The following is a 22,927-nucleotide window of genomic DNA, read 5'->3' on the forward strand; positions in this document are numbered from 1 at the left end:
CACCGCCGCTGGCGATGGAAGACTGTCACGGCCGCGACGCGTTAGCCAAAAGTGCCTCGATCTTCGCGACAACATTCGGAGGCACAGGATCTTCCACTCGGCGAAATGCCAACCCTCGATCCATACCCGGAAGTGCCGCAAGCACGTCCACCGCAATTTTCACACCACTCGAAACAGCAGCCAACAGGGCATTCGTCCATTGTTGGCGCTTCGCGAAAGTTTGGAGCTGGACCTGCAAAAGGGCTCGGCGCGCAACAAGCGTAGAGCGAACGCTGTAGTGGCCTTGCCGATATGCCAGCAGCGTTTCGTCCAGGCACGCGAAGCGGCTTTCAGTGCAACTTCGCAGCAGTAGCTCCTGGTCCTCCGCCCGCCTGACTTCAGGAATGCGATACCGATGCTTGCGGAACCAGGCCACCCGTCCCATCCATGTTGGGTGAGGCAATGGGAAGCCACGCCAGGGACGCGCACAGATCGCTTCATGCGTTTGGCGGAACGGATGAAAGCCAACGATGGAACCGTCATTCCTGAAGATCGCCACGCGACAGCCAAGCAGGTCGATATCCCCGTGCTGTTCCAGGAATTCGAACTGGCGCCTCAATCGCTCAGGGAAACTCAAGTCGTCAGCATCCATTCGTGCAAGGTACCGCCCCCTGGCTAGATCGAGTCCCTGATTCAGTCGTTCAGCCAGACCCAGCTGCCTTCCATCTGAAATGAGACGAACGCGCGAGTCCTTGAGCCCTTGTATGAGCGTTACCGTGTTGTCGGTGGAGCCATCATCAAGGACGACCAGTTCAAAATCGTCGAATGTTTGATCGAGAATGGATCTCACCGCCGAGACTATGGTTTTCGCACCATTGCGAACAGGTAGCAGCACGGTGATCGAGATAGCTTGCTCAGGCATCATTGTCGCTTTCATACTCGGCGGTGCCAACCCATATCGCCAGCAATGGCGTCCCACATCGAAGACAGCCCTTGGTTGAAATCCTCCTCAGGCTTCCAGCCCGAGCAAGCATGGAGTTTGGTGCAATCAAGCACATTAGCCGACACGTCAAACCGCCGTTCCGGCTCGAAACGGATTCGCACCGGTAGATTGCATTTCGCAGCCAGCGGCTCTATGGCGCGCAGCACTTCGCGATTATTCCGGCCAATACCGGAACCAAGGTTGTAGACCTGGCCAGCATCGCCGCTTTGCAGTACCGCCATGATGCCTCGCGCCACGTCCGCCACGTGGATGTAGTCGCGCACGGTCCCCGACTCGCCGAATACCGTCACTTCCTCCTGCTTGAGAATGGAACCCATCGCCGTCGCAATAAAGCCTTGACCGGTAAACGGCCGCTGACCGGGACCATATGCATTGGCGGGTCGCACGATGCTTACCGGGACGCCGTGCACTCGATGAAACATCAGGGCGTACTTCTCCTGCGTGAGTTTCGTGATGCCATAGGGCGAGACCGGATTGGTGACGCTGGTTTCCACCAGTGGCAGCGTGTCGGCGTGTCCGTAGACCGTGCCGCCCGAAGACGCAATCACCATCTTGCGCAATGGCAGCTGGCGAGCGGCTTCCAGCAGTCCGACCGTTGGGGGAAGATTGGCGAGGATATCGAACACGGGGTCGGCATAGCTGGTCTGCGGCACGGTGGCATATGCGAGATCAACGACCTCATCGACGCCCGCAAGCCGCTCGCCCCAGGCAATATCGCCCTGCCCCACAGAATGATATCGGGTCGCGGCCGGCAAGGTAGCAGGGCGTTCGGCACGACGGCCAAGCACCAATACCTCCCGCCCGGAAGCGAGTAGCTCGCGAACGAGCCGGGCGCCGATAAATCCGGCTCCGCCAATCACACAACAACGCATGGTCGCTCTACCCTCAATACTGTCTTCGTTCGACTGAATCGTGGCGCTCATCCGCCAGAAGGCTCTGAGATTCTTTCCGGCACTTGCACCGCTTCCGTACCGCGCAAGATCGCCTCATAGCGATCGGCAATGCGCGCCCACGTGAACTGCTCCTGCCAGCGATTGCGCGCCACTGCGCCGAGTTCCTCGAGTTGTGCCGCAGACTCCATCAGGCGCTTCATCTCGGCCCCGAACTGTGCGGCGTCGGCGCGTGTGTAGCCACGCTCATCCTTTGGCGCGGGACAGATCACACCACCGCCGGTCCAGCGCGCAATCTCCTCAGCGTTACCAACGGGCACAGACAGGAACGGCGTGCCAGCAGCCGCGGTCTCGAACAGCACAAGCGGCGAATACTCAATGTTCGAGGCAAACACGAACAGGTCGGCATTCATGTAGGCCTGCACCAACTCCTGCCGCCCCAGATCGACCTTCAGCACCTGCTTGTTTGATTGCCGGCTGGCCCGCTCCACCCAATACCGGATCGGATCCGCTGCCTTGCGCATGCTTTGCGGCAGCCAGTTGAGGTGACCCGCCGCTTCCAGCTGCGCAGCAGCAAGTGCATACACGCGCGCTCGGACGCCAGTCCAGCCTTCGCGACGGATGACGCCGAACGAGCGCCATGCAAGTCCGGAGACCCGACGGACACGCCGCCCGAGAACACCGAGCGCTCTCTTCGCAGCGATGGCAACGGCGGACGATGCGTCTGCACCGCCCATTCCGGTTGACGGTTCGGTAATCACCACGGCCGGTGCCGGCGGCGGATTGCCATTCAGGATCAGCGTGACCTTCCGGCGGCCATTACGCAGCCTGGCAAACGCTTCGGCGATCTCCTTGTGTCCCTTGACACCGGTGATGCTGCCGACAGTCAGGAACACAAAGCTGTCAGGGGGAATGTTGTGCCGGCTGCGAAAGGCTTTGTCCTTCTCCACCGAAAACTCGACCTCGCAAGCTCCGTTCGGCAGGATGCTGCGATGCTCCAGACGATGCTGTCGCGCGAAGTCGATATCGCGATAGCGCTCCGCGTAGAAGATCAGATGATCGAACTTCCGAAGGACATCGGGCAAGGCCTCGAAGTATTCGGCATAGGCTGGCTCGTACAGTCCGGAAAACCCACAAGGAATGAACACCTTGCGCGTGCGAATGCGATCAAGGACTGGCCACAGGGCGTCGAACGTCCACTGCTGGGCTGCCTTGATCATGATGGCATCACCATCGAATGCTGTCACGAAGTCGCGGTAACGATCCACTTCGCCATGCATGCCGCGCACCGTGTTGCCGGTCACGCCGAATTCTTCGATGTGAACGCCGTTATGCTCGGAGAAGTCCCGTTCAGCCAGGCGTGTCGTAGCAACCGTCACGTGGTGACCGCGTTGCACAAGCCGCTCGGCCAACTGACGCATGACTTCCTGGACCCCGCCTACGCTGGGGTAGTAGAACTCGCAGCAGAATAGAATCCGCATTACATCGTCCCCTGATTTCGGGTCAGCGAGGCAGGATGCCAAACCGGCGTCCGAAATTGCGCAACGCGCGTGCGATTGGCCGAGCCCAGTTCATGTTGTGCTTCTGGATCAAGTATTGATGCCGCAAGCTCTGGATGCGAGCTTCCGTTCTCTGCGGCACGTCCGACTGCGGAGATTGCGCCGCAAGTTTCTGTCCGGCACTGCGCACGGCCTGGCACATGCGCTCGATATCAGGCCGCGGAGACAGCCGATGCAGCGCCGAATGCGTCAACGCCGCGACATCCAGCACGTCCCGCGACGGTTCTCGCTGACCCAGCACGGCGGCGATATTCTCGGCACAGATCAGCACCAGACGCTCCACAAACGGGTTCGGGCCCGTACGTGACATGCTCGCCGGCACTTCCCGATATACCAGCAACCGCTCGGCCAGATTGGCCACGCGCCCCTGGCGTGCCATGCGCGACCAGAGCTCGTAGTCCTCGGGCGGCTGCCGTGCCGGGTCGGTGGTATATCCACCCACCGCCTCGACCGTGGACTTGCGCATCATGATCGAGCTATGCACGAACGGATTATTGAACAGAAGCTCGAAGCTCAGCGCGCCATGATCGGTCGGATGGTCGTGAGCGCGTTCAGTCGCCGTATCGCCGACCCAGATCTGCGCAGCGGTGCCCAGCAGGCCGTGGTCCGGATACTTTTCCAGGAAATCCACCTGGCGAGCGAAGCGTTCGGGGTGTGACAGATCGTCCTGATCCTGACGCGCAATATAGCGACCACGCGCCAGACCGATGCCCCGGTTGAGCGTACCGGCCAGGCCCATGTTGTCCTGATGGAACAGCCGGATGCGCGGGTCGCTCAGCGATTCGAGCACGCTGGCCGAGTTGTCCTTCGAGCCATCGTTGATGATGATGAGTTCGTAGTCGGTAAAGGTCTGCACCAGGATGCTGTCCACAGCCTTCTCGACGTCGGCGGCGCCGTTGTAGACCGGCAGCACCACACTGATCAGGGGTGTCGTCATAGTCGGATCCACGAAGCTGGAATCAGGTCGCTCGTATCGTGCGATGCCCCGCTGAACCAGTGCTGCGGCGCCACCACGATCTTGTCCGCATGCGGGTTGAGCCAGGCCCCCCACCAGCTGAACGAGCTGTTGGCAATCACGTGATGGCGACAGGCCTTCATCAGCGCCATGTCCCAGACACCACGGTCGGCACCGTTCACATCAACCAGCGTGACCGCATGGTCAAGCTTGAAGTTCTCGCTGACCCAGGCATGATCATCGGAGAACACAAAGAAGTGCGGCGCCGAAACCCGCGCGGCAACGTAGTTAACCGCTGCACGGTAATAGTCGAGCGAACACACGCCGTGATACTGCGCCGTCTGCGGATTGTTCACATAGTCGCCGCGACGAATGTGCAGCGACACCGCACTGGCGTCCGCTTCGCGAACCTGTGCTGCGATCTTCTCGTTTGCTGCATCGACCGGCTCCCTGAGCATGAACTCCTGCCGCAGCAGGTCGGCAATGCCAGCGAAGTAACGCTCACTCTGCCAGTAACCATCCAGGTAGACGGGAGGCGTGGCCTGCTCGATGCGCGCATCGTAGGTGAACGACGCTTCCTTGAGCTGGTTCGCGGGACGGTCGAATCCAAGCGCCTTGCTGACGCGATTGAACAGCGTCGGCGCCTTCGCCTTGACGCCAGCGCGTGTCAGTTCGTCTTCCGTCGCCAGCCGCGCCTGGATCGACAGCTCGCCCAGTTCATAGCGGCGCAGGTCGTAGTGCGCGAAACCACTCGCATCGAGCAACAGCGGCACGTTATGCCGGTGCGCAAAGGCACGGCCAGTGGCGTACTGGAACATCTGGTTGCCCAGGCCGCCGATAAGGTTGGCAATGATCATGGAGGGTAAGGATTTCAATTGCAGCTCAGCCCTTGCATTGCGGGTCTAGGCGCTCTTTTTAAACCAATAGCAACCGCATCCGTATTTCTGCACGTCCACGAGATGTTCGGGCGCTGCATAGATAAGACCGTTAGGCACATCGCCATCTGGAATCAATGCAAATTCCACCAAGTCCAACCCTTCAAAATACGAGATGAAATCGCGGTGGCGGTACACTCGGTGCGCATTGAACTGGACTCTTGCTTCACCAACCGGAACGGCAACCAGCAGACTGCCGCCTGGTGCTAGCACACGACACAACTCACGAATTGCTTTGATGTCTCCATTCGGATCAATCGGATCGCCATACCGACCCAGCCCGAGGTGTTCGAGCACGTGCATGCAGGACACGGACTCTAGACTGTCGTCCTCGAATGGCAACGAAAGCAAATCCGCACCCAACGAATTCAAGCCCGTCAGTTGAAGTGGAGCAGGACGATAGTCATAGAAATCCACTGGAATGAACGCCGACACAAGAGAGCAAAAATGCAGCGTCGAGGAGAAATCGGTGTGACGCCGTGGCCGCACGTTCGCCAGCACCCGCGCCGCCCAAGCCGGGTGATAAATGTAGTGGCGATCGAAGCCCGTCAACTGAGTCTTGTCATCAAGGCATAGATATCGGTCGTCCCAATTCACCTTGAGACCACGCTCGGGAAACTGCTCTGCCAATCGCCTGAAGTGCAGAAATTCCGAGCGCGCGGCTTCTTCCTTGACCAGACGATTCTCATGAATTTGAATCGCCGCATTGACGATCGCATCGTTCTCGATCCACTTCCCGATCTCTGTCTCGCGTGCAAACCAACTTTCGATCCTGTCAGCATTATTCAGCCAACGGCGATATTTTCGAACACGTCGAACCACCGGTCTTCCCAGCCGTTTTATTGGATTTGAGGAAGCGGTGTGTGTCGTTGGCACAGTTGCGTTTTGGGTAGCAGCATTTTCACCTGCCTCAGGCACGATCGGTAACGGAATGACACTCATGTCGTCAACCGTAAGCCGTGGCAATGGCAGGATGCTATTGGCAAATATCGCCGCATCAAACACGTTGGCAGCCAGATGCTCGTCGATTATTGTGGTGATACGCTTTGCATCAGTATCGACGAGTGGCACTGGACCGGAGGACCCTCCATTGCTGGCATCGACGAAGTCCGGCAATTCCGGGCTAGGCTGTTGACTAAAATCGATTACTTTTCGCAGCGCCGCAAGAACCAGATCATAGTGCAACCTGGAGGGGGCCTTCTTGAGATCGTCCACAAGGCGGGTTACCAGCATCGACCAAGAAAACTGGTACTCCGCAAACAACTCGGGGAAGCGGTCACGCGCGACAAGCAAGCCATCCGCTTCGGCAATAAAAATGCTTGGTGCATGCGACAGCGCACGATGCATTCTATTTTCGCCCCGGAATGCCGCCGCCAGCTCCGAATCAGGGCGATGCATATAAGACGTCCCATTACTCTTGCCGGACGCACCGTTTACACTCAGGCCAAATCTGCACTTGATGTAATCGGGAACCGCACTCGCGATGGCGTAGCACGAATATATATCTGGTGAGCATGCAGAGAACCACTCACTCCCATCGACGGGTAGCAGAGACGCAAGGACGCTCGTGTGGACGAACGAAGAATAGAGACCTGGGCCCTCATCATATCCAACCTGATATTCGTGCGCGCCATGCAGAAATTCCCTTGCATTCTTGACAACAATTGTGCGATCGAAAGACATGGAGAAATAATTTTTATACTCCTCCACAATAACGTTCGGCCATGCATACTCTACCTTGCGCCAGTTGATAACCTTGCAATCAAATCGCCGAACGATTGCAGCAGCAAATTTCAATGCTCCGGGCACCAAACCATCATCATCGCCAAGATAGGTAACGTATCCCCCACGCCGAATAGCCTCGGGCATAACCCGACTCCAGTTATCGGTCATGCGCAAATCGGTCTTTGATACGAGTTGCACTATCCGTGAGTCGCCCAGCGATGTCACATAATCATCGGTTCCGTCAGTGCAATTATTGCTCGCAACAATGATGGAGAAGTTATCATAATCCTGCTCGAGGCAAGTCCTGATAGCATGCTTGAGCGTATCCAGCCGGTTTCTGGTCGGAATGACAATCGTGAAATGGGGGTACGTCATCAATGATTAATTGAAATATGCAAAGTAACCTAAAACTCCGGAGATCCTGCATGCCCTTGCGCAAACTCACCTGCTGCGCGGCATGCGGTTTCTCTGGCGTCACCACCTCTGACTATCAAACGCGTCGCAAATATCCATCCGGCGCAACGGTAATCAATAGCTTATTCTCGATCGCCTTGTCAATTTCGAACTTCAGTGGGGCGCCGTCTGCAGCCTTCATCGGGTACTCGCTCAACTCTCGCATATATTCCCACACGGCGGTCTTTGGGTTGTTTCCCTTGCTCCACGGGCGAGTCGGAAACATATCATCCGGCAAATCCTCGACCACAGTGTCAAACACAATGCAATAGCTATCTGGCGTGGTAAGCGGAGCGTATGCCCTCAATTCTGCAAGAACGTGCTCATGCGTGTGGTTTGAATCCAGCATAACGAGGACGCGCTCATGGCCCTTGACAGCGTCGCTTACGCGCGCCACAACATTGGGGTCAATCGAAGAGCCCTGGATCATGTCGATGCGATGACTCATCGGATGCGCTTCAATGGCCTTGCGGTTATGCTCGCGGATATCAATATCGACGCCGATCACACGGCGACGCGTCACCTTCGGGTCCAGTGTCTCGCCCTTCTCCACGGCATCGCAATAATCCAGCAACGCAAGCATTGATGCGCTCATGATGAGCGAACCACCGTGGGCAATGCCAGTCTCGATAATCAGGTCCGGCTTGACCTGCCAGATGATTTCCTGCACGGCCACAATATCCTGCGGATATTGGATGATCGGGCGCGACATCCATGCGTAGTGGTACGAGTACTCGAACGCATTGGCACGATCAAACCACTGACGCGTCAATTGACGAAGTGACTCATCCGCTGCCCCTTTCTCGATCAGTTCTGCATTGCGTCGCTGGAATTCTTCAATCGGCTCCATCTTTCACCTCTTCATTGATATGCGCACTTCATACTTCCCCCCGTCACGGAAGTAGCAGGAGGGGTTGCCCGGGAACGTACGAGCCCGCAGTAGATTCAGAAAATCTCGACCTTGATACGGCTTGTCGAGAAGTACCTCGCTGGCCGACTCAAGCTCCTTGGCCGGATGAGAACACCTCAGTCATTCGCCGCGCGTCCGTCGCATAACGAACTTCGAGCCCGGTGATGGACGGCTTGGTGTAGTAGACTCGTGACACGGGACCCTCTCCTCAGAATACGTTGATCGCCGGCACGGCCACCGCAAACTCGCCGCCCCATTCGCGGATGTAGGCAAGCTGCGTGGTGACTTCGTCGGCGATGTTCCACGGCAGGATCAGCACGATGTCCGGCATTGTCTGCGCCAGGTGGTCGGGCGACACGATCGGGATGTGGCTGCCGGGTAGGAATTTCCCTTGCTTAGACGGCGCCGCGTCGCATACGTAGGCCAGCAGGTCCGGCTTCACGCCCGCGTAGTTCAGCAGTGTGTTGCCCTTGGCCGCCGCTCCATAGGCAACAACGGCCTTGCCAGCGCGCTGCTGCTCGATCAGGAAGGTCAGCAGGCCGTCCTTGACCGCATTGGCACGCGCCTGGAACGACTGGTAGGCGTCGCCACCGAAATCGCTCAGGCCGCTGCGCGCCTCGGCATCGCGAATACGGGCGGGCGCCGCGGTGTCATCGCGCGGATCGTCAGCGTGGCAACCATAGACGCGCAGGCTGCCACCGTGCGTCGGCAATTCCTCGACGTCGCACACACGCAGGCCAGCCGCGCGGAAGATAGCCGCCACCGTGGCCAGCGACAGATACGAGAAATGCTCGTGATAGACGGTATCGAACTGCACCTGCTCGACGAGCCGCATCAGGTGCGGGAATTCCAGCGTGATCGTGCCGCCCGGCTTCAGCGCGGCCTTGAGTCCGGCGGTGAAGTCGTTGATGTCCGGCACGTGTGCGAACACGTTGTTGCCGATGATCAGGTCAGCTTGCTTGCCCTGCTCCACGAGCCGGCCTGCAAGCGTCTTGCCGAAGAATTCCTGAAGCACCGGGATGCCAAGCTTCTCGGCGGCCTGCGCCGTGCTGGCCGTCGGTTCTATGCCCAGGCACGGGATGCTGGCCGCGACGAAGTTGCGCAGCAGGTAGCCGTCGTTCGACGCCACTTCGATCACAAGGCTCTGGCTGTCGAGCGCCAGCCGCCTGGCGATCATGTCGGAGTAGCGCGCTGCGTGATCGAGCCAGCTGCGCGACACCGACGAGAAATACGCGTAGTCGCCACTGAACAGCTCGTCGGCGCGTGCGTAGTCTTCGGTCTGTACAAGTCCGCACTGGTCGCAAACGAACAGCTTCAGCGGGAAATACGTTTCAGGTGCGCGCAACGCGGCCTCGCTCAGGTACGCGTTGCTGGGCGGTGCGAAACCAAGGTCCAGGAAGACATTGGTCAGAAAATTTCCGCAATGGCGGCACTTCATAACTGGATTCCGGAGTACTCGCTGGTCAATAGAGGATGCGCGCGATCGCGCTGCGACAGAACGGCTACGGGCAATGGCCACTGGATGCCGAGAGCCGGATCGTCGTGGCAAACGCCGCCTTCTGCCTGTGGCGCATAGTGCGCGGTGTGCAGGTACAGCAGTTCCGATTCCGGCTCAAGCACCTGGAAGCCGTGCGCGCAGCCTTCGGGAATCACGAACATCTGTCCGCTTTCTGCCGACAGCTCCACCGCATGCCAGTGCAGGAACGTGGGCGATCCGGCACGCAGGTCGACGGCCACATCCCAGACGCGTCCGCGCAGGCAACGCACGAGCTTCATTTCCCCATGCGGCGGCAACTGACAATGCATGCCGCGCACGGCGCCCACCTGCGTGGTGCGTGAATGGTTGATCTGGGCGATCTGCCGTCCGTTGAGCACGTCGGCCAGTTCCCGGTCGCAGTACAGCCGCTGGAAAGCGCCGCGATGATCGACAAAGGCCTGGCCCGTCACCACCATTACACCGGCAATCGGCGTCGCTTCGATGTTCATGGCTGACACCACGCCACGCCAGCAGCACGCGCTGCCTGCACATACTGGTCAAGCTGCTGCGCGCTGATGATGGCGCCATCCGGCAGATAGGCGCGATACCAGGCCACCGTCGCGGCCAGCGCATCGTCGAAGCCCCACACCGGCTGCCATTGCAACCCCGCGCGCGACTTGGCGCTGTCGAGGTACAGGAGCCCGGCTTCGTGCACACTCGCGTTGTTCGCGATATGCCAGCGCATGGCGGGCCATAGCGCGGCAATACGTTCCATCACGGCCTGCACCGGACGATTGCCTTCCTCCGCAGGGCCGAAATTCCAGGCTTCGGCCGCGTCATGCCGGCGCGCCAGCAGGCGCTGGCCAAGCAGCAGATAGCCGCTGAGCGATTCGAGCACGTGCTGCCACGGGCGCGTGGCGGCGGGCGAGCGAATCTCGACTTCCGTGCCATGCGTAACCGCGCGCACCACGTCGGGAATCAGGCGGTCTTCGGACCAGTCGCCGCCGCCAATCACATTACCCGCCCGCGCCGACGCCAAGGCTGGTGCATCCGTACCGTGGAAAAACGACGCGCGAAAGCTGGCCACAAGCAGTTCCGTGGCGGCTTTCGATGCGCTGTACGGATCGTGTCCGCCCAGGCGGTCGTTCTCGCGATAGCCCCACACCCACTCGTGGTTCTCGTAGCACTTGTCGGATGTCACCACCAGAACGCCCTGCACCGATGGCGTCTGCCTGCAGCATTCCAGCAGGTTCGCCGTGCCCATGACGTTGGTGGCCCAGGTATCGACGGGCTCCCGGTATGAGCGGCGCACCAGCGGCTGCGCGGCCAGATGAAATACGATTTCGGGCTGCACATCGGCGATCATGCGCGCCAGCGCATCCTTGTCGCGGATATCCACGTGATACGAGGCGATTTCGAGGCCGAGCAGGTCCCAATGGTTCGGCGACGTCTCAGGCGGCAGCGCGACGCCGGTCACGTTGGCGCCGAGTCGCGACAGCCACAGTGCCAGCCAGCTGCCCTTGAAGCCCGTGTGCCCGGTCAACAGGACGCGGCGGCCACGATAGGCGTCGCCAAACTCGATCATGTCCACACCTTCCACAACGGGTTCGACTCCCACATGTCTTCCAGGTGGTTCTTGTCGCGCAGCGTATCCATGGCCTGCCAGAAGCCGGTGTGCTGATATGCCTTCAGCTCGCCTTCATGCGCCAGGCGCTGCAATGGCGTCGATTCCCAGCTGGTACGGTCGTTCTCGATATAGTCGAACACCTTCGGCTCAAGCACGAAAAAACCACCATTGATCCACGCGCCGTCACCGGCCGGCTTCTCCTGGAAGTTGCTGACGGTCGAGCCGTTCAGGTTCAGGGCGCCATAACGGCCGGGCGGCTGGATGGCCGTCACGGTGGCCAGCTTGCCGTGCTGCTTGTGGAACTTGAGCAACGCGCCAACATCGAGATTGGTCACACCGTCGCCATAGGTAAAGCAGAACGTGTCGTCGCCAACGTAGTCGCGCACGCGCTTGAGACGACCGCCGGTCAGCGTCTCGGCACCGGTGTCGATCAACGTCACGCGCCATGGCTCCGCATAGCGCTCGTGCACTTCCATGTGATTGCGCGCCATGTCGAACGTCACGTTGGACATGTGTAGGAAGTAGTTGGCGAAATATTCCTTGATGACATAGCCCTTGTAGCCCAGGCAGATCACAAAATCGTTGATCCCGTAGTGGGAATAGATCTTCATGATGTGCCACAGGATTGGCTTGCCACCGATTTCGATCATGGGCTTTGGCCTCAGGTGCGATTCTTCACTGATACGCGTGCCCAAGCCGCCTGCAAGAATGACGACCTTCATGCCGATGCTCCGATTTGCCATTGCAGACGCGGGCGGATCACGCCGGGAATGGCCTGCATGTAGCCGTTGCGATAGGTGGTGTCCGTGAGGTTGTCGACTACTGCAAACGTCAATGCATTCGGGACATTAGCATGAACAACCTGCCCACAATTGAACGACGAGATCGCGCTCTGCACCGTAAATGTGCCGTCATTTAGTAGGTTGGCGGGTACGACGCAATCCGCGACATAGGCTCCCACGTCAAGCCACTGCACCTCGCTGCTAGATGGCGTCACGATACCGACATACGTCCCGTCAGCAGTGCGAATGTGGAGGTTCGGCACATAGATATGGTCTGAACGCTGCAGCACGCGGAAAGCCACTCGGATAGTCACGGGTTCGTTGATCTGCACCACGCCATTATCGACTCCGTCTTGAGTGAGTACCTCGACCGTTTCAATCTGGACAAGTTCGTCACCTACTGGAGGATCCAGCACACATTTCCCGAGAAGATTCGGACCAAGCTCGTCCATGCCGATTGTGCTCTGTTGCATGTAGTCCTCGATCACGTCTTGCGCCGGACCCATGCGTTTGATCTGCCCTTTCTCTAGGAAAATCGCCGTGCTGCAAAACTGGCTGATCGCTGGCGCACTATGGCTAACGAAAAGCACAGTGCGGCCCTCCTCGCTGAAGCGCCGCATCTTGTTCAGGCATTTCCTCTGGAAACGTGCGTCGCCAACCGCGAGTACCTCATCGAGAATCAGCACCTCGGGATCCAAGTGAGCAGAGACTGAGAACGCCAATCGCACGTACATGCCACTGGAGTAATGCTTGACTGGCGTATCGAGGAATCGCTCCACCTCAGAGAACGCCACAATCTCATCGAACTTCTTGCGAATCTCGCTGCGGGGCATGCCCAGGATGGCGCCGTTCAGGAAGATATTTTCGCGACCAGTGAGCTCAGGATGGAAACCGGTGCCAACTTCGAGAAGACTCGACACGCGTCCACGGATAGTGATCCTCCCGTGGGTCGGCTCGGTAATGCGGCTCAGGATCTTGAGCAGCGTCGATTTGCCAGCGCCGTTGGCGCCGACAATGCCTACCCGCTCGCCGGTCTTTACTTCGAACGAAATATCGTTCAGGGCGTAAAAATCTTCCGTGGGCCGCTCGTCATCGTTTGGCAATACAACGGACTGTTTGCTGTTGCGACCCAGCATGCGCGCGCCTACCGACCGCACACTGCGCTCAATGGCCGCGCGCAGCGATTCATCGCGATTCGCTCGCTGGTGCGCAATCGTGTAGCACTTGGAGAGATTCTCTACGTGAATTGCAATAGTCATGGTCAGATCACATCCGCAAAAGTAGATTCCGTTTTGCGGAAATACCAGATGCCGGTCCCGACCAGCGTGACACTCATAGCGATCGAGATAATCAGGCCAGGCCAGTACATTGTGAAGTCACCACCCAGAATCGACCATCGAAAACCATCGATCACGCCCACCATCGGGTTAAGCGAATACACGAGGCGCCATTTCTCGGGCAGAATCTGGCTGCTATATCCGACCGGCGAAACATACACGCCAAGCTGGAGCACAAACGGAATCAGGTGGCGGAAATCGCGATAGCGCACATTCAGCGCTGCCGCCCACAATCCCAGACCAAAGGAAACCAGCACCGCCAGTACCATGAATAGGGGTACGAATACGATCTGCCACCCTGGCATGAACCTGAACCACGCCATGACCAGGAATAGCAGCACAAACGTGATCAGGAAATCGACCATCGATACGCTGATAGACCCAACCGGCACGATCAATCGCGGGAAGTAGATTTTCGCGAGCAGGTTGGCATTGCCAATGAGGCAATTGCTGCATTCACTCAGGGCGCTCGAGAAGAAGAACCACGGCAACAACCCCGTAAACACCACCAGCGAATACGGCACGTCCCCCGACGCCAGGTTTGCCACCTTGCCAAACACGAAGGTGAACACCAGCATGGTCAGGAACGGCCGGATCAGGACCCAGCTCGTGCCCACCACGGTCTGCTTGTAGCGCACGATGATGTCGCGCCAGACCAGGAACATCAGCAGTTCGCGATGGCGCCAGAAGTCACGCCAATAGTCCTTGGCGGCACGTCCGCTTTCAAGATAGGTAACGTTGTCTGCCGTACTCATATTGCTCGTTGGTCAGGTGCTGCCATGCAGCCTCTTCCGATGGATTATTGCGCCTTGGCGTAGTGCCCGACGAACCACGCGTAAGTTTGCGCCACGCCTTCGCGCAATTCGACTTGCGCCTTCCAGCCAAGCGCGCTCAGCCGGGTGACGTCCATCAGCTTGCGCGGCGTGCCGTCTGGCTTGCTCAGGTCCTGCACGATGCGTCCCTGGTAGCCCGTCACATCCTTGACGATATCGGCGAGCTCGCGAATCGACACGTCGCTGCCAACACCCACATTGACGAAGCCTTCGTCCGAGTAGTTCTCCATCAGGAACACGGCGGCTGCACCCAGATCGTCCACGTGCATGAACTCGCGACGCGGCGTGCCCGTGCCCCAGACCACCACTTCCTCGTCGCCACGTGTCTTGGCTTCGTGGAACTTGCGCAGCAGCGCCGGCAGCACGTGGGAGTTCTCCAGATCGAAGTTGTCGCCCGGACCATAGAGGTTGGTCGGCATCAGCGATATCGCATCGAAGCCGTACTGGCGGCGGTATGCCTGGCACATCTTGATGCCTGCAATCTTGGCAATGGCGTACCACTCGTTGGTCGGCTCGAGCTCGCCCGTCAGCAGGCAGCTTTCCGGCATCGGCTGCGGCGCGAACTTCGGATAGATGCATGATGAGCCGAGGAACAGCAGCTTGCGCGCGCCGTTCTTCCACGCCGAGTGAATAACATTGGTCTGGATCGCGAGGTTGTCGCGGATGAACTCGGCCGGATAGGTGTTGTTGGCATGGATGCCGCCCACCTTCGCCGCCGCCAGAAACACATACTCGGGACGCTCGATCTCGAAGAATGCCTCCACGGCGGCCTGGTCGGTCAGGTCGAGTTCCGCATGCGTACGTTGCACCAGGTTGTCGTAGCCGGCCGCGCGCAGGCGGCGCACGATCGACGAGCCCGCCAGACCGCGGTGCCCTGCCACATAGATCTTGGCTTGAGGATTCATCGCGCGCTTACTCGTGGTAATTGAAAGCCTTGAAGCCCGCTTCCTTCACGAGGCTATCGCGGCGTGCCAGGTCGAAGTCGGCTTCCACCATTTCGCGGACCAGCTCTGCAAAGGTCGTGCGCGGCGTCCAGCCCAGCTTCTCGCGGGCCTTGGTCGGATCGCCCAGCAGTGTCTCCACTTCGGCGGGACGGAAATAGCGCGGGTCCACGCGGATGATAGTCTGGCCCACGGCAACCTTCAGGCCAGCGGCGGCGGTCCTTTGCGAATCCACGCTGTCGACGATACCGATCTCGTTGACACCTTCGCCTTCGAAGCGCACCGTGATGCCGAGTTCGGCAGCGGCGATGCGCACGAAATCGCGCACCGAATACTGCACACCGGTAGCAATGACGAAATCCTCGGGCTGCTGTTGCTGGAGCATCATCCACTGCATTTCCACGTAGTCGCGGGCGTGGCCCCAGTCACGCAGGCTGTTCAGGTTACCCAGGTACAGGCAGTCCTGTAGGCCCAGCGCGATACGGCTGATGGCGCGCGTGATCTTCCGGGTGACAAAGGTCTCGCCACGCAGCGGCGATTCGTGGTTGAACAGGATGCCGTTGCAGGCATACATGCCATACGACTCGCGGTAGTTCACGGTAATCCAGTAGCCATAGAGCTTGGCCACCGCGTACGGCGAACGCGGGTAGAACGGCGTGGTTTCCTTTTGCGGAATTTCCTGGACCAGGCCGTAGAGCTCCGACGTCGACGCCTGGTAGAAACGCGTCTTCTTTTCCAGGCCTAGGATTCGGATCGCCTCAAGCAGGCGCAGCGTGCCAAGTGCATCGCTGTTAGCCGTGTATTCGGGGCTGTCGAACGAGACCGCCACGTGCGACTGCGCGCCGAGGTTGTAGAGCTCGTCCGGCTGCACCTGCTGGATGATGCGGATCAGGTTCGTGGAGTCGGTCAGGTCACCGTAATGCAGGATGAAATTGCGGTGATCGACGTGCGGATCCTGATACAGATGGTCAATACGATCCGTATTGAACAGCGATGCGCGGCGCTTGATGCCATGCACCTCATAGCCCTTGTTCAGCAGAAACTCTGCGAGGTAGGCACCATCTTGACCGGTAATCCCTGTAATAAGCGCGACCTTCTTCATTGCGTATCCTGTTCTTAAGTTCTGCCATAGGAATCTTCGAAGCGGACGATGTCGTCCTCCTCGAGATAATCCCCACACTGGACTTCGATCATGACCAGCGGCAACTTGCCCGGGTTTTCAAGCCGGTGGCGGTTTCCTGCCGGAATGTAGGTGGACTCGTTCGTATTGATGAGCATTTCCTTCTCACCATTGACGACCTTTGCCATGCCACTCACTACGATCCAGTGCTCGCTACGGTGGTAGTGCATCTGGAGCGACAGCGATGCGCCCGGCTTGACTTCGATGCGTTTGATCTTGAATCGCATGCCGCCTTCGAGCACGGTATAGGTGCCCCACGGGCGATGTACCTTGCGATGAATCTTGCTGGCCGAATGACCCTGGGAATTCAGCTGGCGAACGATCTCCTTCACTTCCTGCGCGCGCGACTTGTCGGCGATCAGCAGGGCATCGGCCGTGTCGACCACGATCAGGTCGTTGGTACCGACCAGGCTGACCAGCCGGTCTTCACTGCGCACATAACAATTCGCGGAATCATGCAGCAGTGCTTCGCCTTCCACCTTGTTGCCGCAGGCGTCTGCGTCGGTCATGTCGCTGATCGCGCTCCATGAGCCGACATCGCTCCAGCCGATTTCGCAGGGGACGACGGCGACATCAGAAGACTTTTCCATCAACGCATAGTCGATGGAAATATTCGGCGCCTGCTCGAAGGTCTGCGCATCCAGCGTACGCTGGGTGAGCTTCTCGCCGCGGAGTTGTTTCGACGCCGCCATGCACGCGCGTACTGCTGCCAGCACGTCAGGCGCATGCGTTTCGAGCTGGCTCAGTACCGTGCCGGCGCGGAAGCAAAATATGCCCGCATTCCAGAAATGCTGGCCGCTGGCGCAATATTCGGTGGCCTTCTCCAGCGACGGCTTTTCAACGAACCGCTGTACCTTCGAGCCATCGGCCTCGATATAGCCATAGCCGGTTTCCGGACCTTCCGGACGAATGCCGAGCGTCACGAGCTGTCCCTGCGCCGCCAGGACGCGTGCCTGCGCGATGGCATCCGCAAAGGCGGCCTGATCCTTGATGACATGATCGGCGGCAAGGATCAGCAGCGTGGCATCGTCGCCATGGCGTTCGGCCACATCGATGGCCGCTGCAGCGATGGCTCCCGACGTGTTCCGTCCGAACGGCTCCAGCAGATACGAAGTCGCCAGGCCTGCGTCGTTCACTTCGCGATACTCATCCTCGGTCTTGAAGAACAGTTCACGATTCGTCACCGTCAGCACTTCGGTGACGTCGGGCAGTGCAGCGGCCCGCAGAAACGTCTTCTGCAACAGGCTGTGTGTGCCTGCCAGCCGGATAAACGGCTTTGGATGAAGCTCACGGGACACCGGCCACAGTCTGGTACCCGCCCCACCCGAGAGAATCACAGGAACAAAAGTCATAGAAATCGCAAGCTCCAGCGTCCGGCTATTCCAAAATCCATTCATGATCCATGCCACCTTGCCGTCCGGCTGGGCATATTTGCGTGGATCGCTGCCAATTCATACGTTATCTGCCCCGACTAGACCAGGGCATGAATCACATTCCGATAATGCTCAATAATAAATTTCTCGTCGAAACTGGACTGCATCTTGGCACGACCGGCAACACCCATACGACGCCATCCTTCACGGTCGCGCTCCATCATCGCTTCCATCTTGGCGGCCAGGTCTCGCGGATCCCGCTCCCGGCATAGCAGCCCTGTCTCTTCGTGATCCACCACATCCACGCACCCGGGTACCGCAGTGGCTACTATCGGCCGTTCCATGGCGGCGGCTTCGAGTAGTGCGCGGGGAATGCCTTCCCGATAGGAAGGCAACACCACGCAACTGGCCGCACCGATCACCGGGCGAATGTCCCGGACCGTGCCCAGGTATTCGACGACGCCTTCCTTCACCCAGGCATCGACCTGGCTTTGCGGTATCGCACTGGGACTCTCGCCACCCGCCGGGCCCACCATCTGAAAGCGCACGTGCCGGTATTTGGCTTTCAACGCACGCGCGGCGGCCACATATTCGCCAACGCCCTTGTCCCACAGCATCCGCGCAATCAGCAGGAAGCAGAATTGATCGGGTGCCGGCTCATTCACGTCCGCAACAGGGGCGAAGAAATCGAGATCGATGCCCTCACCCGGCAATACCGTGCACTTCTTTCCGTCCACAAGGCGTGCCGATACGAAGGCCAGCCGGTCTTCCTGATTGAGAAACCAGACCTGTCCTGAAAACCGGAGTGCAATGCGATACAGCATTTTGCTAAGGATCGACACCAGCCCCTTGTTGATGAATACGTATCCCAGCCCGGTCGTCACCGCGATCGAACGGATGCCAGCCAACCGCGCCGCAATCGAGCCATAGATGTTTGGCTTGATGGTGTAGTGAAAAATCAGCGCCGGCCTCACACGCAGGTAGAGGGCCAGAAGCGTGGCCACCAGCCGGATGTCCTGAAAAGGATTGCGGCCCTGTGCGGACATCGTCAGCGGATGGACGATACACCCCATTGCCCTCAGCGCGGCGACCTCCGGATCCTCTGGCGCCACCACGTGAACTTCGTAGCCATCGCGGATCAGCGAGGCAAGCAACCCCCGGCGGAACTGGTACATCGACCACGCAGTGTTTGCACAGAACAGGATGGCCCGGCGCGCCTGTACGTCACGGATTGCTCCGTGTGTGAGCGTACGATGTCCATCACCGGATTGTCGCAAGCAATCTTGTGTCACGACGTCACCCTAGAACGGGCTCGCGACGTCGCGCAGCAGCGGCGCTGCAGCATCGCGGGCATGCAGGATCAGGCCTTTGGTAGCCGGCCAGGCTATGCCGACGTCGGCATCATTCCATGCGATTGCAAATTCGAACTGCGGATCATAGTAGTCCGTCATCTTGTACAGCACGTCTGCATAGTCGGATGTCACCATGAAGCCGTGCGCGAAACCCTCCGGAATCCAGAGTTGCCGGAAATTCTGCGCCGACAATGTCACACCCACCCACCTTCCAAAAGTCGGCGAAGCCTTGCGAAGGTCCACTGCAACATCAAATATCTCGCCGGCCATCACATGCACCAGCTTGCCTTGCGGTTTGCGCGTCTGGTAGTGGAGCCCCCTGAGCACGTTACGCACGGACCTCGACTCATTGTCCTGGACGAACTTGCGGCGAATGCCGGTTGCGCGCTCGAAGACGCGCTCGTTGAAGCTCTCCAGAAAATGACCGCGTTCATCCTGAAACACTCGAGGCTCAAGAATCAGAACATCGGGGATCGAGGTCGGCGTAGCCGTCAGGCCAGGCTGCTGATCCATTACCTGTATCCCTCCGCCAGCAGGCTGTGCAGATACTGCCCGTACGAGTTCTTCGCCAAGCCATTGGCCATCTGCTCGACTGCCTCCGCACCGATCCACTTGTTTCGAAAGGCGATTTCCTCCGGACACGCAACCATCAGTCCCTGCCGCTTCTGCACGGTGGCAATGAAACTTGCCGCCTCCAGCAGCGAGTCGTAGGTGCCCGTATCCAGCCAGGCGTAACCGCGCCCGAGGACCTCGACCTCGAGTTGCGCCATCTCGAGATAGCATTTATTCACGTCAGTGATCTCGAGCTCGCCACGCGCAGATGGACGAATATCGGCCGCGATATCGCAAACTTGATTGTCGTAGAAGTACAGCCCGGTCACCGCGTAGTTGGAGCGGGGCTCCATGGGCTTTTCCTCGAGCGACAGCGCACGGAACTCCTTGTCAAACTCGACCACGCCATAGCGCTCGGGGTCATGCACGTGGTACGCAAACACAGTGGCGCCAGCTTGTCGGGAGGACACTTCCTTCAATTGCCGAATCAGGGCATGGCCATGGAAAATATTGTCGCCTAGGATCAGCGTCGACGGATCATTTCCCACGAAATCACGGCCAATGATGAAGGCCTGCGCCAAGCCGTCCGGTGATGGCTGTACCGCGTACTGCAGGCTAAGACCCCATCTGGAGCCGTCTCCAAGCATCTCGGTAAAGCGCGGCGTGTCTTCCGGTGTCGAGATGATGAGGATGTCGCGAATACCCGCCAGCATCAACGTCGACAGCGGGTAGTAGATCATTGGCTTATCGTAGACAGGCAGCAGTTGCTTCGAGACCGATCGTGTGATCGGGTAGAGGCGCGTGCCGGAGCCTCCGGCCAGAATAATTCCTTTGCGCATGGGTAGTATCAGGAAAGGATCTGATCGATCAGGTAATGCACGCCCGATCGCCACTCCGGAAGGTGAATGTCAAACGTCTCGCGCAGCTTGCGTGTATTCAGACGCGAATTGGCCGGCCGCGGCGCAGCACGCGGCAAGGCCGTCGCGGGGATCGCCTCGATTCCATCCGGATCAACTTTCAGCACCACGCCCTTGCCGGCCGCGTAGCGCAACACTTCGGTGCCATAGCCATGCCACGATGTCTCGCCTGCGGCTGCCAGGTGGTAAATGCCCGACGGAAACGCAGCACGGTTTCCGTGCAGCCACGCCCGGTCGATGATGCGAGCGGTCACATCGGCGACCAACGACGCCGTCGTGGGGGCACCGAACTGGTCGTTGACCACACGCAGCGTATCGCGCTCGCGGCCCCGCTGAAGCATGGTCCGCACAAAATTTTCGCCGTGCGCCCCCGCTAGCCAGCTAGTGCGCAGCACGATTGCCGGAGCACCCGCCCCGGCAACCGCCAGCTCACCTGCGAGCTTGCTCTTGCCATAGACAGACAGCGGTCCGACATCATCGGTTTCCTCGTAAGGCTTGTCACCAGTGCCGGAAAAAACGTAGTCCGTGGAATAGTGCACCAACAGACTGCCCAGCGAGCGCGCCTCCTCAGCCAGCACTCCGGGTGCCACGCCGTTTATAGCGAATGCGAGCTCGGCCTCGGATTCGGCCTTGTCCACCGCCGTATAGGCAGCGGCATTGACAATCACGGCAGGACGGATCCGACGCACCAGCGCCCGTACGGCATCTGGTTCCCCCAGATCGCATACACCACGATCCAGCGCTATAACATGACCAAGTGTGGCCAGACTGCGACGCAGTTCGAAACCGACTTGCCCGTTGCTTCCTGTTACAAGAATAGTAGGCGCCAGAGGTTGCTTATGCAGCATATTGCTTGGCTACCCAGTTTCGGTACCCGCCCGAGATCACGTCTTGCACCCATGCCTGGTTATCCAGATACCACAACACGGTCTTGCGCAGGCCGGTCTCAAATGTCTCGGCAGGTCGCCAGTTCAGTTCGCGCTCGAGCTTGCTGGCATCGATGGCGTATCGGCGATCATGGCCCGGCCGATCCTTCACGAACGTGATCTGATCGCGATAGGAACCCGCGGCCTTGGGCTTCAGTTCGTCGAGCAGGTTGCACAATATGTGCACCACATCAAGGTTGGTTTTCTCGTTCCAACCGCCCACGTTGTACGTCTCACCCAGGCGGCCCCGTGCAAGCACTTCCCGGATGGCGCCGCAGTGATCCTCCACATACAGCCAGTCGCGCACATTCTGGCCATCGCCATACACGGGCAGGGCCTTACCCGACAGCGCGTTGGTGATCATGAGCGGAATCAGCTTTTCCGGGAAATGATATGGGCCGTAGTTGTTCGAGCAGTTCGTTGTCAGCACCGGCAGACCGTAGGTATGGTGGTAGGCGCGGACCAGGTGGTCGGAGGCGGCCTTCGAAGCGGAGTACGGGCTGTTCGGAGCGTAGGGGGTTGCTTCAGAAAATTGAGGATCCTGCGGCCCGAGGGAGCCGAAAACCTCGTCGGTGGAGACGTGCAGAAAGCGAAAACCGGCCTGCGCGGCCCCGTCCACCCCCCCCCAGTAGGCGCGCACGGCCTCGAGCAGCGTGAAGGTTCCCACGATGTTGGTCTGAATGAATTCAGCCGGACCGTGGATGGACCGGTCGACATGGCTTTCCGCAGCAAAATGCACAACCGCGCGCGGCTTGTACTCTGTCAGCAGGCGATCCAGGGCGGCACGGTCACAGATATCCGTTTGGGCAAAGACGTGGCGTGCATCGCCGTCCAGCGATGCCAGCGTCTTGAGATTGCCGGCATACGTCAGCTTGTCGACGTTGACAATGCTGTCCGCCCCTGGCTGTGCCAGCCAGTTGAGGACAAAATTGGCGCCGATAAACCCCGCCCCGCCCGTGACCAAAATGTGCGACAAAATGCTTGCTCCCCTGCCTTCGATATGTTTCGAGTTGCCGACAAAAGTCGGCCGTCCGCCCGTTCCTATGATGGCTGGCGGAATCCTTAAGTCCTTGTGGAAGTGGCGATATTCTATCTGACCCCGAGCCTCTCCCCCGGCCCATTACCTAACTTTTTGTAGCGTCTTGTAACGATTCGCCAAATCAATTATGTGATCTCTGGAGAATGCGCGTTCTGGCACTTCCCCGCCCATCCACATATATC

22 protein-coding genes are annotated in these 22,927 nt (G+C 59.1%); all 22 read right to left on the reverse strand.

What is annotated here, in order from left to right; genetic code table 11:
• Nucleotides 1-25 precede the first annotated feature (25 nt).
• Nucleotides 26-904: a glycosyltransferase gene (locus KB879_RS26645; RefSeq protein WP_211980135.1), complete on the reverse strand. Its 879-nt coding sequence runs from the start codon at nt 902-904 to the stop codon at nt 26-28.
• An 8-nt stretch (nt 905-912) separates the two neighbouring features.
• Nucleotides 913-1,905, reverse strand: a complete 993-nt coding sequence (locus KB879_RS26650; RefSeq protein ID WP_249221197.1) for an NAD-dependent epimerase/dehydratase family protein — start codon at nt 1,903-1,905, stop codon at nt 913-915.
• Complete coding sequence (locus KB879_RS26655) at nt 1,902-3,293, reverse strand: glycosyltransferase family 4 protein (protein WP_249221198.1); 1,392 nt, start codon at nt 3,291-3,293, stop codon at nt 1,902-1,904. Before KB879_RS26655 ends, KB879_RS26650 begins: the two co-directional genes overlap by 4 nt.
• Before the next feature lie 82 nt (nt 3,294-3,375).
• The gene (locus KB879_RS26660; RefSeq protein ID WP_211980137.1) at nt 3,376-4,368 is read right to left on the reverse strand and encodes a glycosyltransferase; all 993 of its coding nucleotides are present in this window, start codon (nt 4,366-4,368) and stop codon (nt 3,376-3,378) included.
• Complete coding sequence (locus KB879_RS26665; protein ID WP_249221199.1) at nt 4,365-5,261, reverse strand: alpha-1,2-fucosyltransferase; 897 nt, start codon at nt 5,259-5,261, stop codon at nt 4,365-4,367. Before KB879_RS26665 ends, KB879_RS26660 begins: the two co-directional genes overlap by 4 nt.
• Nucleotides 5,262-5,288: 27 nt before the next feature.
• Nucleotides 5,289-7,421, reverse strand: a complete 2,133-nt coding sequence (locus KB879_RS26670) for a DUF268 domain-containing protein (protein ID WP_211980138.1) — start codon at nt 7,419-7,421, stop codon at nt 5,289-5,291.
• A 115-nt stretch (nt 7,422-7,536) separates the two neighbouring features.
• Nucleotides 7,537-8,349 carry a cephalosporin hydroxylase family protein gene (locus KB879_RS26675; protein WP_211980139.1) on the reverse strand — a complete coding sequence of 271 codons (813 nt, stop codon included), beginning with the start codon at nt 8,347-8,349 and terminating at the stop codon, nt 7,537-7,539.
• Nucleotides 8,350-8,352: 3 nt separating this feature from the next.
• Complete coding sequence (locus tag KB879_RS40460) at nt 8,353-8,529, reverse strand: hypothetical protein (protein ID WP_211982316.1); 177 nt, start codon at nt 8,527-8,529, stop codon at nt 8,353-8,355.
• 88 nt (nt 8,530-8,617) lie between these two features.
• On the reverse strand, nt 8,618-9,847 hold the full coding sequence (locus tag KB879_RS26685) for a class I SAM-dependent methyltransferase (protein ID WP_211980140.1): 1,230 nt from the start codon (nt 9,845-9,847) through the stop codon (nt 8,618-8,620).
• A complete protein-coding gene (locus KB879_RS26690; protein WP_211980141.1) occupies nt 9,844-10,395 on the reverse strand; it encodes a dTDP-4-dehydrorhamnose 3,5-epimerase family protein in 552 nt (183 codons plus the stop codon). The genes KB879_RS26685 and KB879_RS26690 overlap by 4 nt, the downstream gene beginning before the upstream one ends.
• Entirely contained in the window at nt 10,392-11,471 is a 1,080-nt protein-coding gene (rfbG, locus tag KB879_RS26695) for a CDP-glucose 4,6-dehydratase (RefSeq protein WP_211980142.1), read from the reverse strand. Before rfbG ends, KB879_RS26690 begins: the two co-directional genes overlap by 4 nt.
• A complete protein-coding gene (gene rfbF, locus KB879_RS26700; protein ID WP_211980143.1) occupies nt 11,468-12,235 on the reverse strand; it encodes a glucose-1-phosphate cytidylyltransferase in 768 nt (255 codons plus the stop codon). The genes rfbG and rfbF overlap by 4 nt, the downstream gene beginning before the upstream one ends.
• Nucleotides 12,232-13,554 carry an ABC transporter ATP-binding protein gene (locus tag KB879_RS26705; RefSeq protein ID WP_211980144.1) on the reverse strand — a complete coding sequence of 441 codons (1,323 nt, stop codon included), beginning with the start codon at nt 13,552-13,554 and terminating at the stop codon, nt 12,232-12,234. The genes rfbF and KB879_RS26705 overlap by 4 nt, the downstream gene beginning before the upstream one ends.
• 2 nt (nt 13,555-13,556) lie before the next feature.
• Nucleotides 13,557-14,387, reverse strand: a complete 831-nt coding sequence (locus KB879_RS26710; protein WP_211980145.1) for an ABC transporter permease — start codon at nt 14,385-14,387, stop codon at nt 13,557-13,559.
• 44 nt (nt 14,388-14,431) lie between these two features.
• Nucleotides 14,432-15,370, reverse strand: a complete 939-nt coding sequence (locus KB879_RS26715; protein ID WP_211980146.1) for a GDP-L-fucose synthase — start codon at nt 15,368-15,370, stop codon at nt 14,432-14,434.
• Between the two features lie 7 nt (nt 15,371-15,377).
• On the reverse strand, nt 15,378-16,508 hold the full coding sequence (gene gmd / locus KB879_RS26720) for a GDP-mannose 4,6-dehydratase (RefSeq protein WP_211980147.1): 1,131 nt from the start codon (nt 16,506-16,508) through the stop codon (nt 15,378-15,380).
• Nucleotides 16,509-16,522: 14 nt separating this feature from the next.
• The gene (locus KB879_RS26725; protein WP_211982317.1) at nt 16,523-17,938 is read right to left on the reverse strand and encodes a mannose-1-phosphate guanylyltransferase/mannose-6-phosphate isomerase; all 1,416 of its coding nucleotides are present in this window, start codon (nt 17,936-17,938) and stop codon (nt 16,523-16,525) included.
• A gap of 119 nt (nt 17,939-18,057) precedes the next feature.
• Nucleotides 18,058-19,191, reverse strand: coding sequence for a glycosyltransferase family 4 protein (locus KB879_RS26730; protein ID WP_211982319.1), 1,134 nt, complete (start codon nt 19,189-19,191; stop codon nt 18,058-18,060).
• 69 nt (nt 19,192-19,260) lie between these two features.
• A complete protein-coding gene (gene rfbC / locus KB879_RS26735) occupies nt 19,261-19,824 on the reverse strand; it encodes a dTDP-4-dehydrorhamnose 3,5-epimerase (RefSeq protein WP_211980148.1) in 564 nt (187 codons plus the stop codon).
• On the reverse strand, nt 19,824-20,702 hold the full coding sequence (gene rfbA / locus KB879_RS26740) for a glucose-1-phosphate thymidylyltransferase RfbA (protein WP_211980149.1): 879 nt from the start codon (nt 20,700-20,702) through the stop codon (nt 19,824-19,826). The genes rfbC and rfbA overlap by 1 nt, the downstream gene beginning before the upstream one ends.
• 8 nt (nt 20,703-20,710) lie before the next feature.
• The gene (rfbD, locus tag KB879_RS26745) at nt 20,711-21,628 is read right to left on the reverse strand and encodes a dTDP-4-dehydrorhamnose reductase (RefSeq protein WP_211980150.1); all 918 of its coding nucleotides are present in this window, start codon (nt 21,626-21,628) and stop codon (nt 20,711-20,713) included.
• On the reverse strand, nt 21,618-22,682 hold the full coding sequence (gene rfbB, locus KB879_RS26750) for a dTDP-glucose 4,6-dehydratase (RefSeq protein ID WP_211980151.1): 1,065 nt from the start codon (nt 22,680-22,682) through the stop codon (nt 21,618-21,620). The genes rfbD and rfbB overlap by 11 nt, the downstream gene beginning before the upstream one ends.
• Nucleotides 22,683-22,927 lie beyond the last annotated feature (245 nt).

The sequence above is a fragment of the Cupriavidus sp. KK10 genome (assembly GCF_018223725.1).
Classification (GTDB): Bacteria; Pseudomonadota; Gammaproteobacteria; order Burkholderiales; family Burkholderiaceae; genus Cupriavidus; species Cupriavidus necator.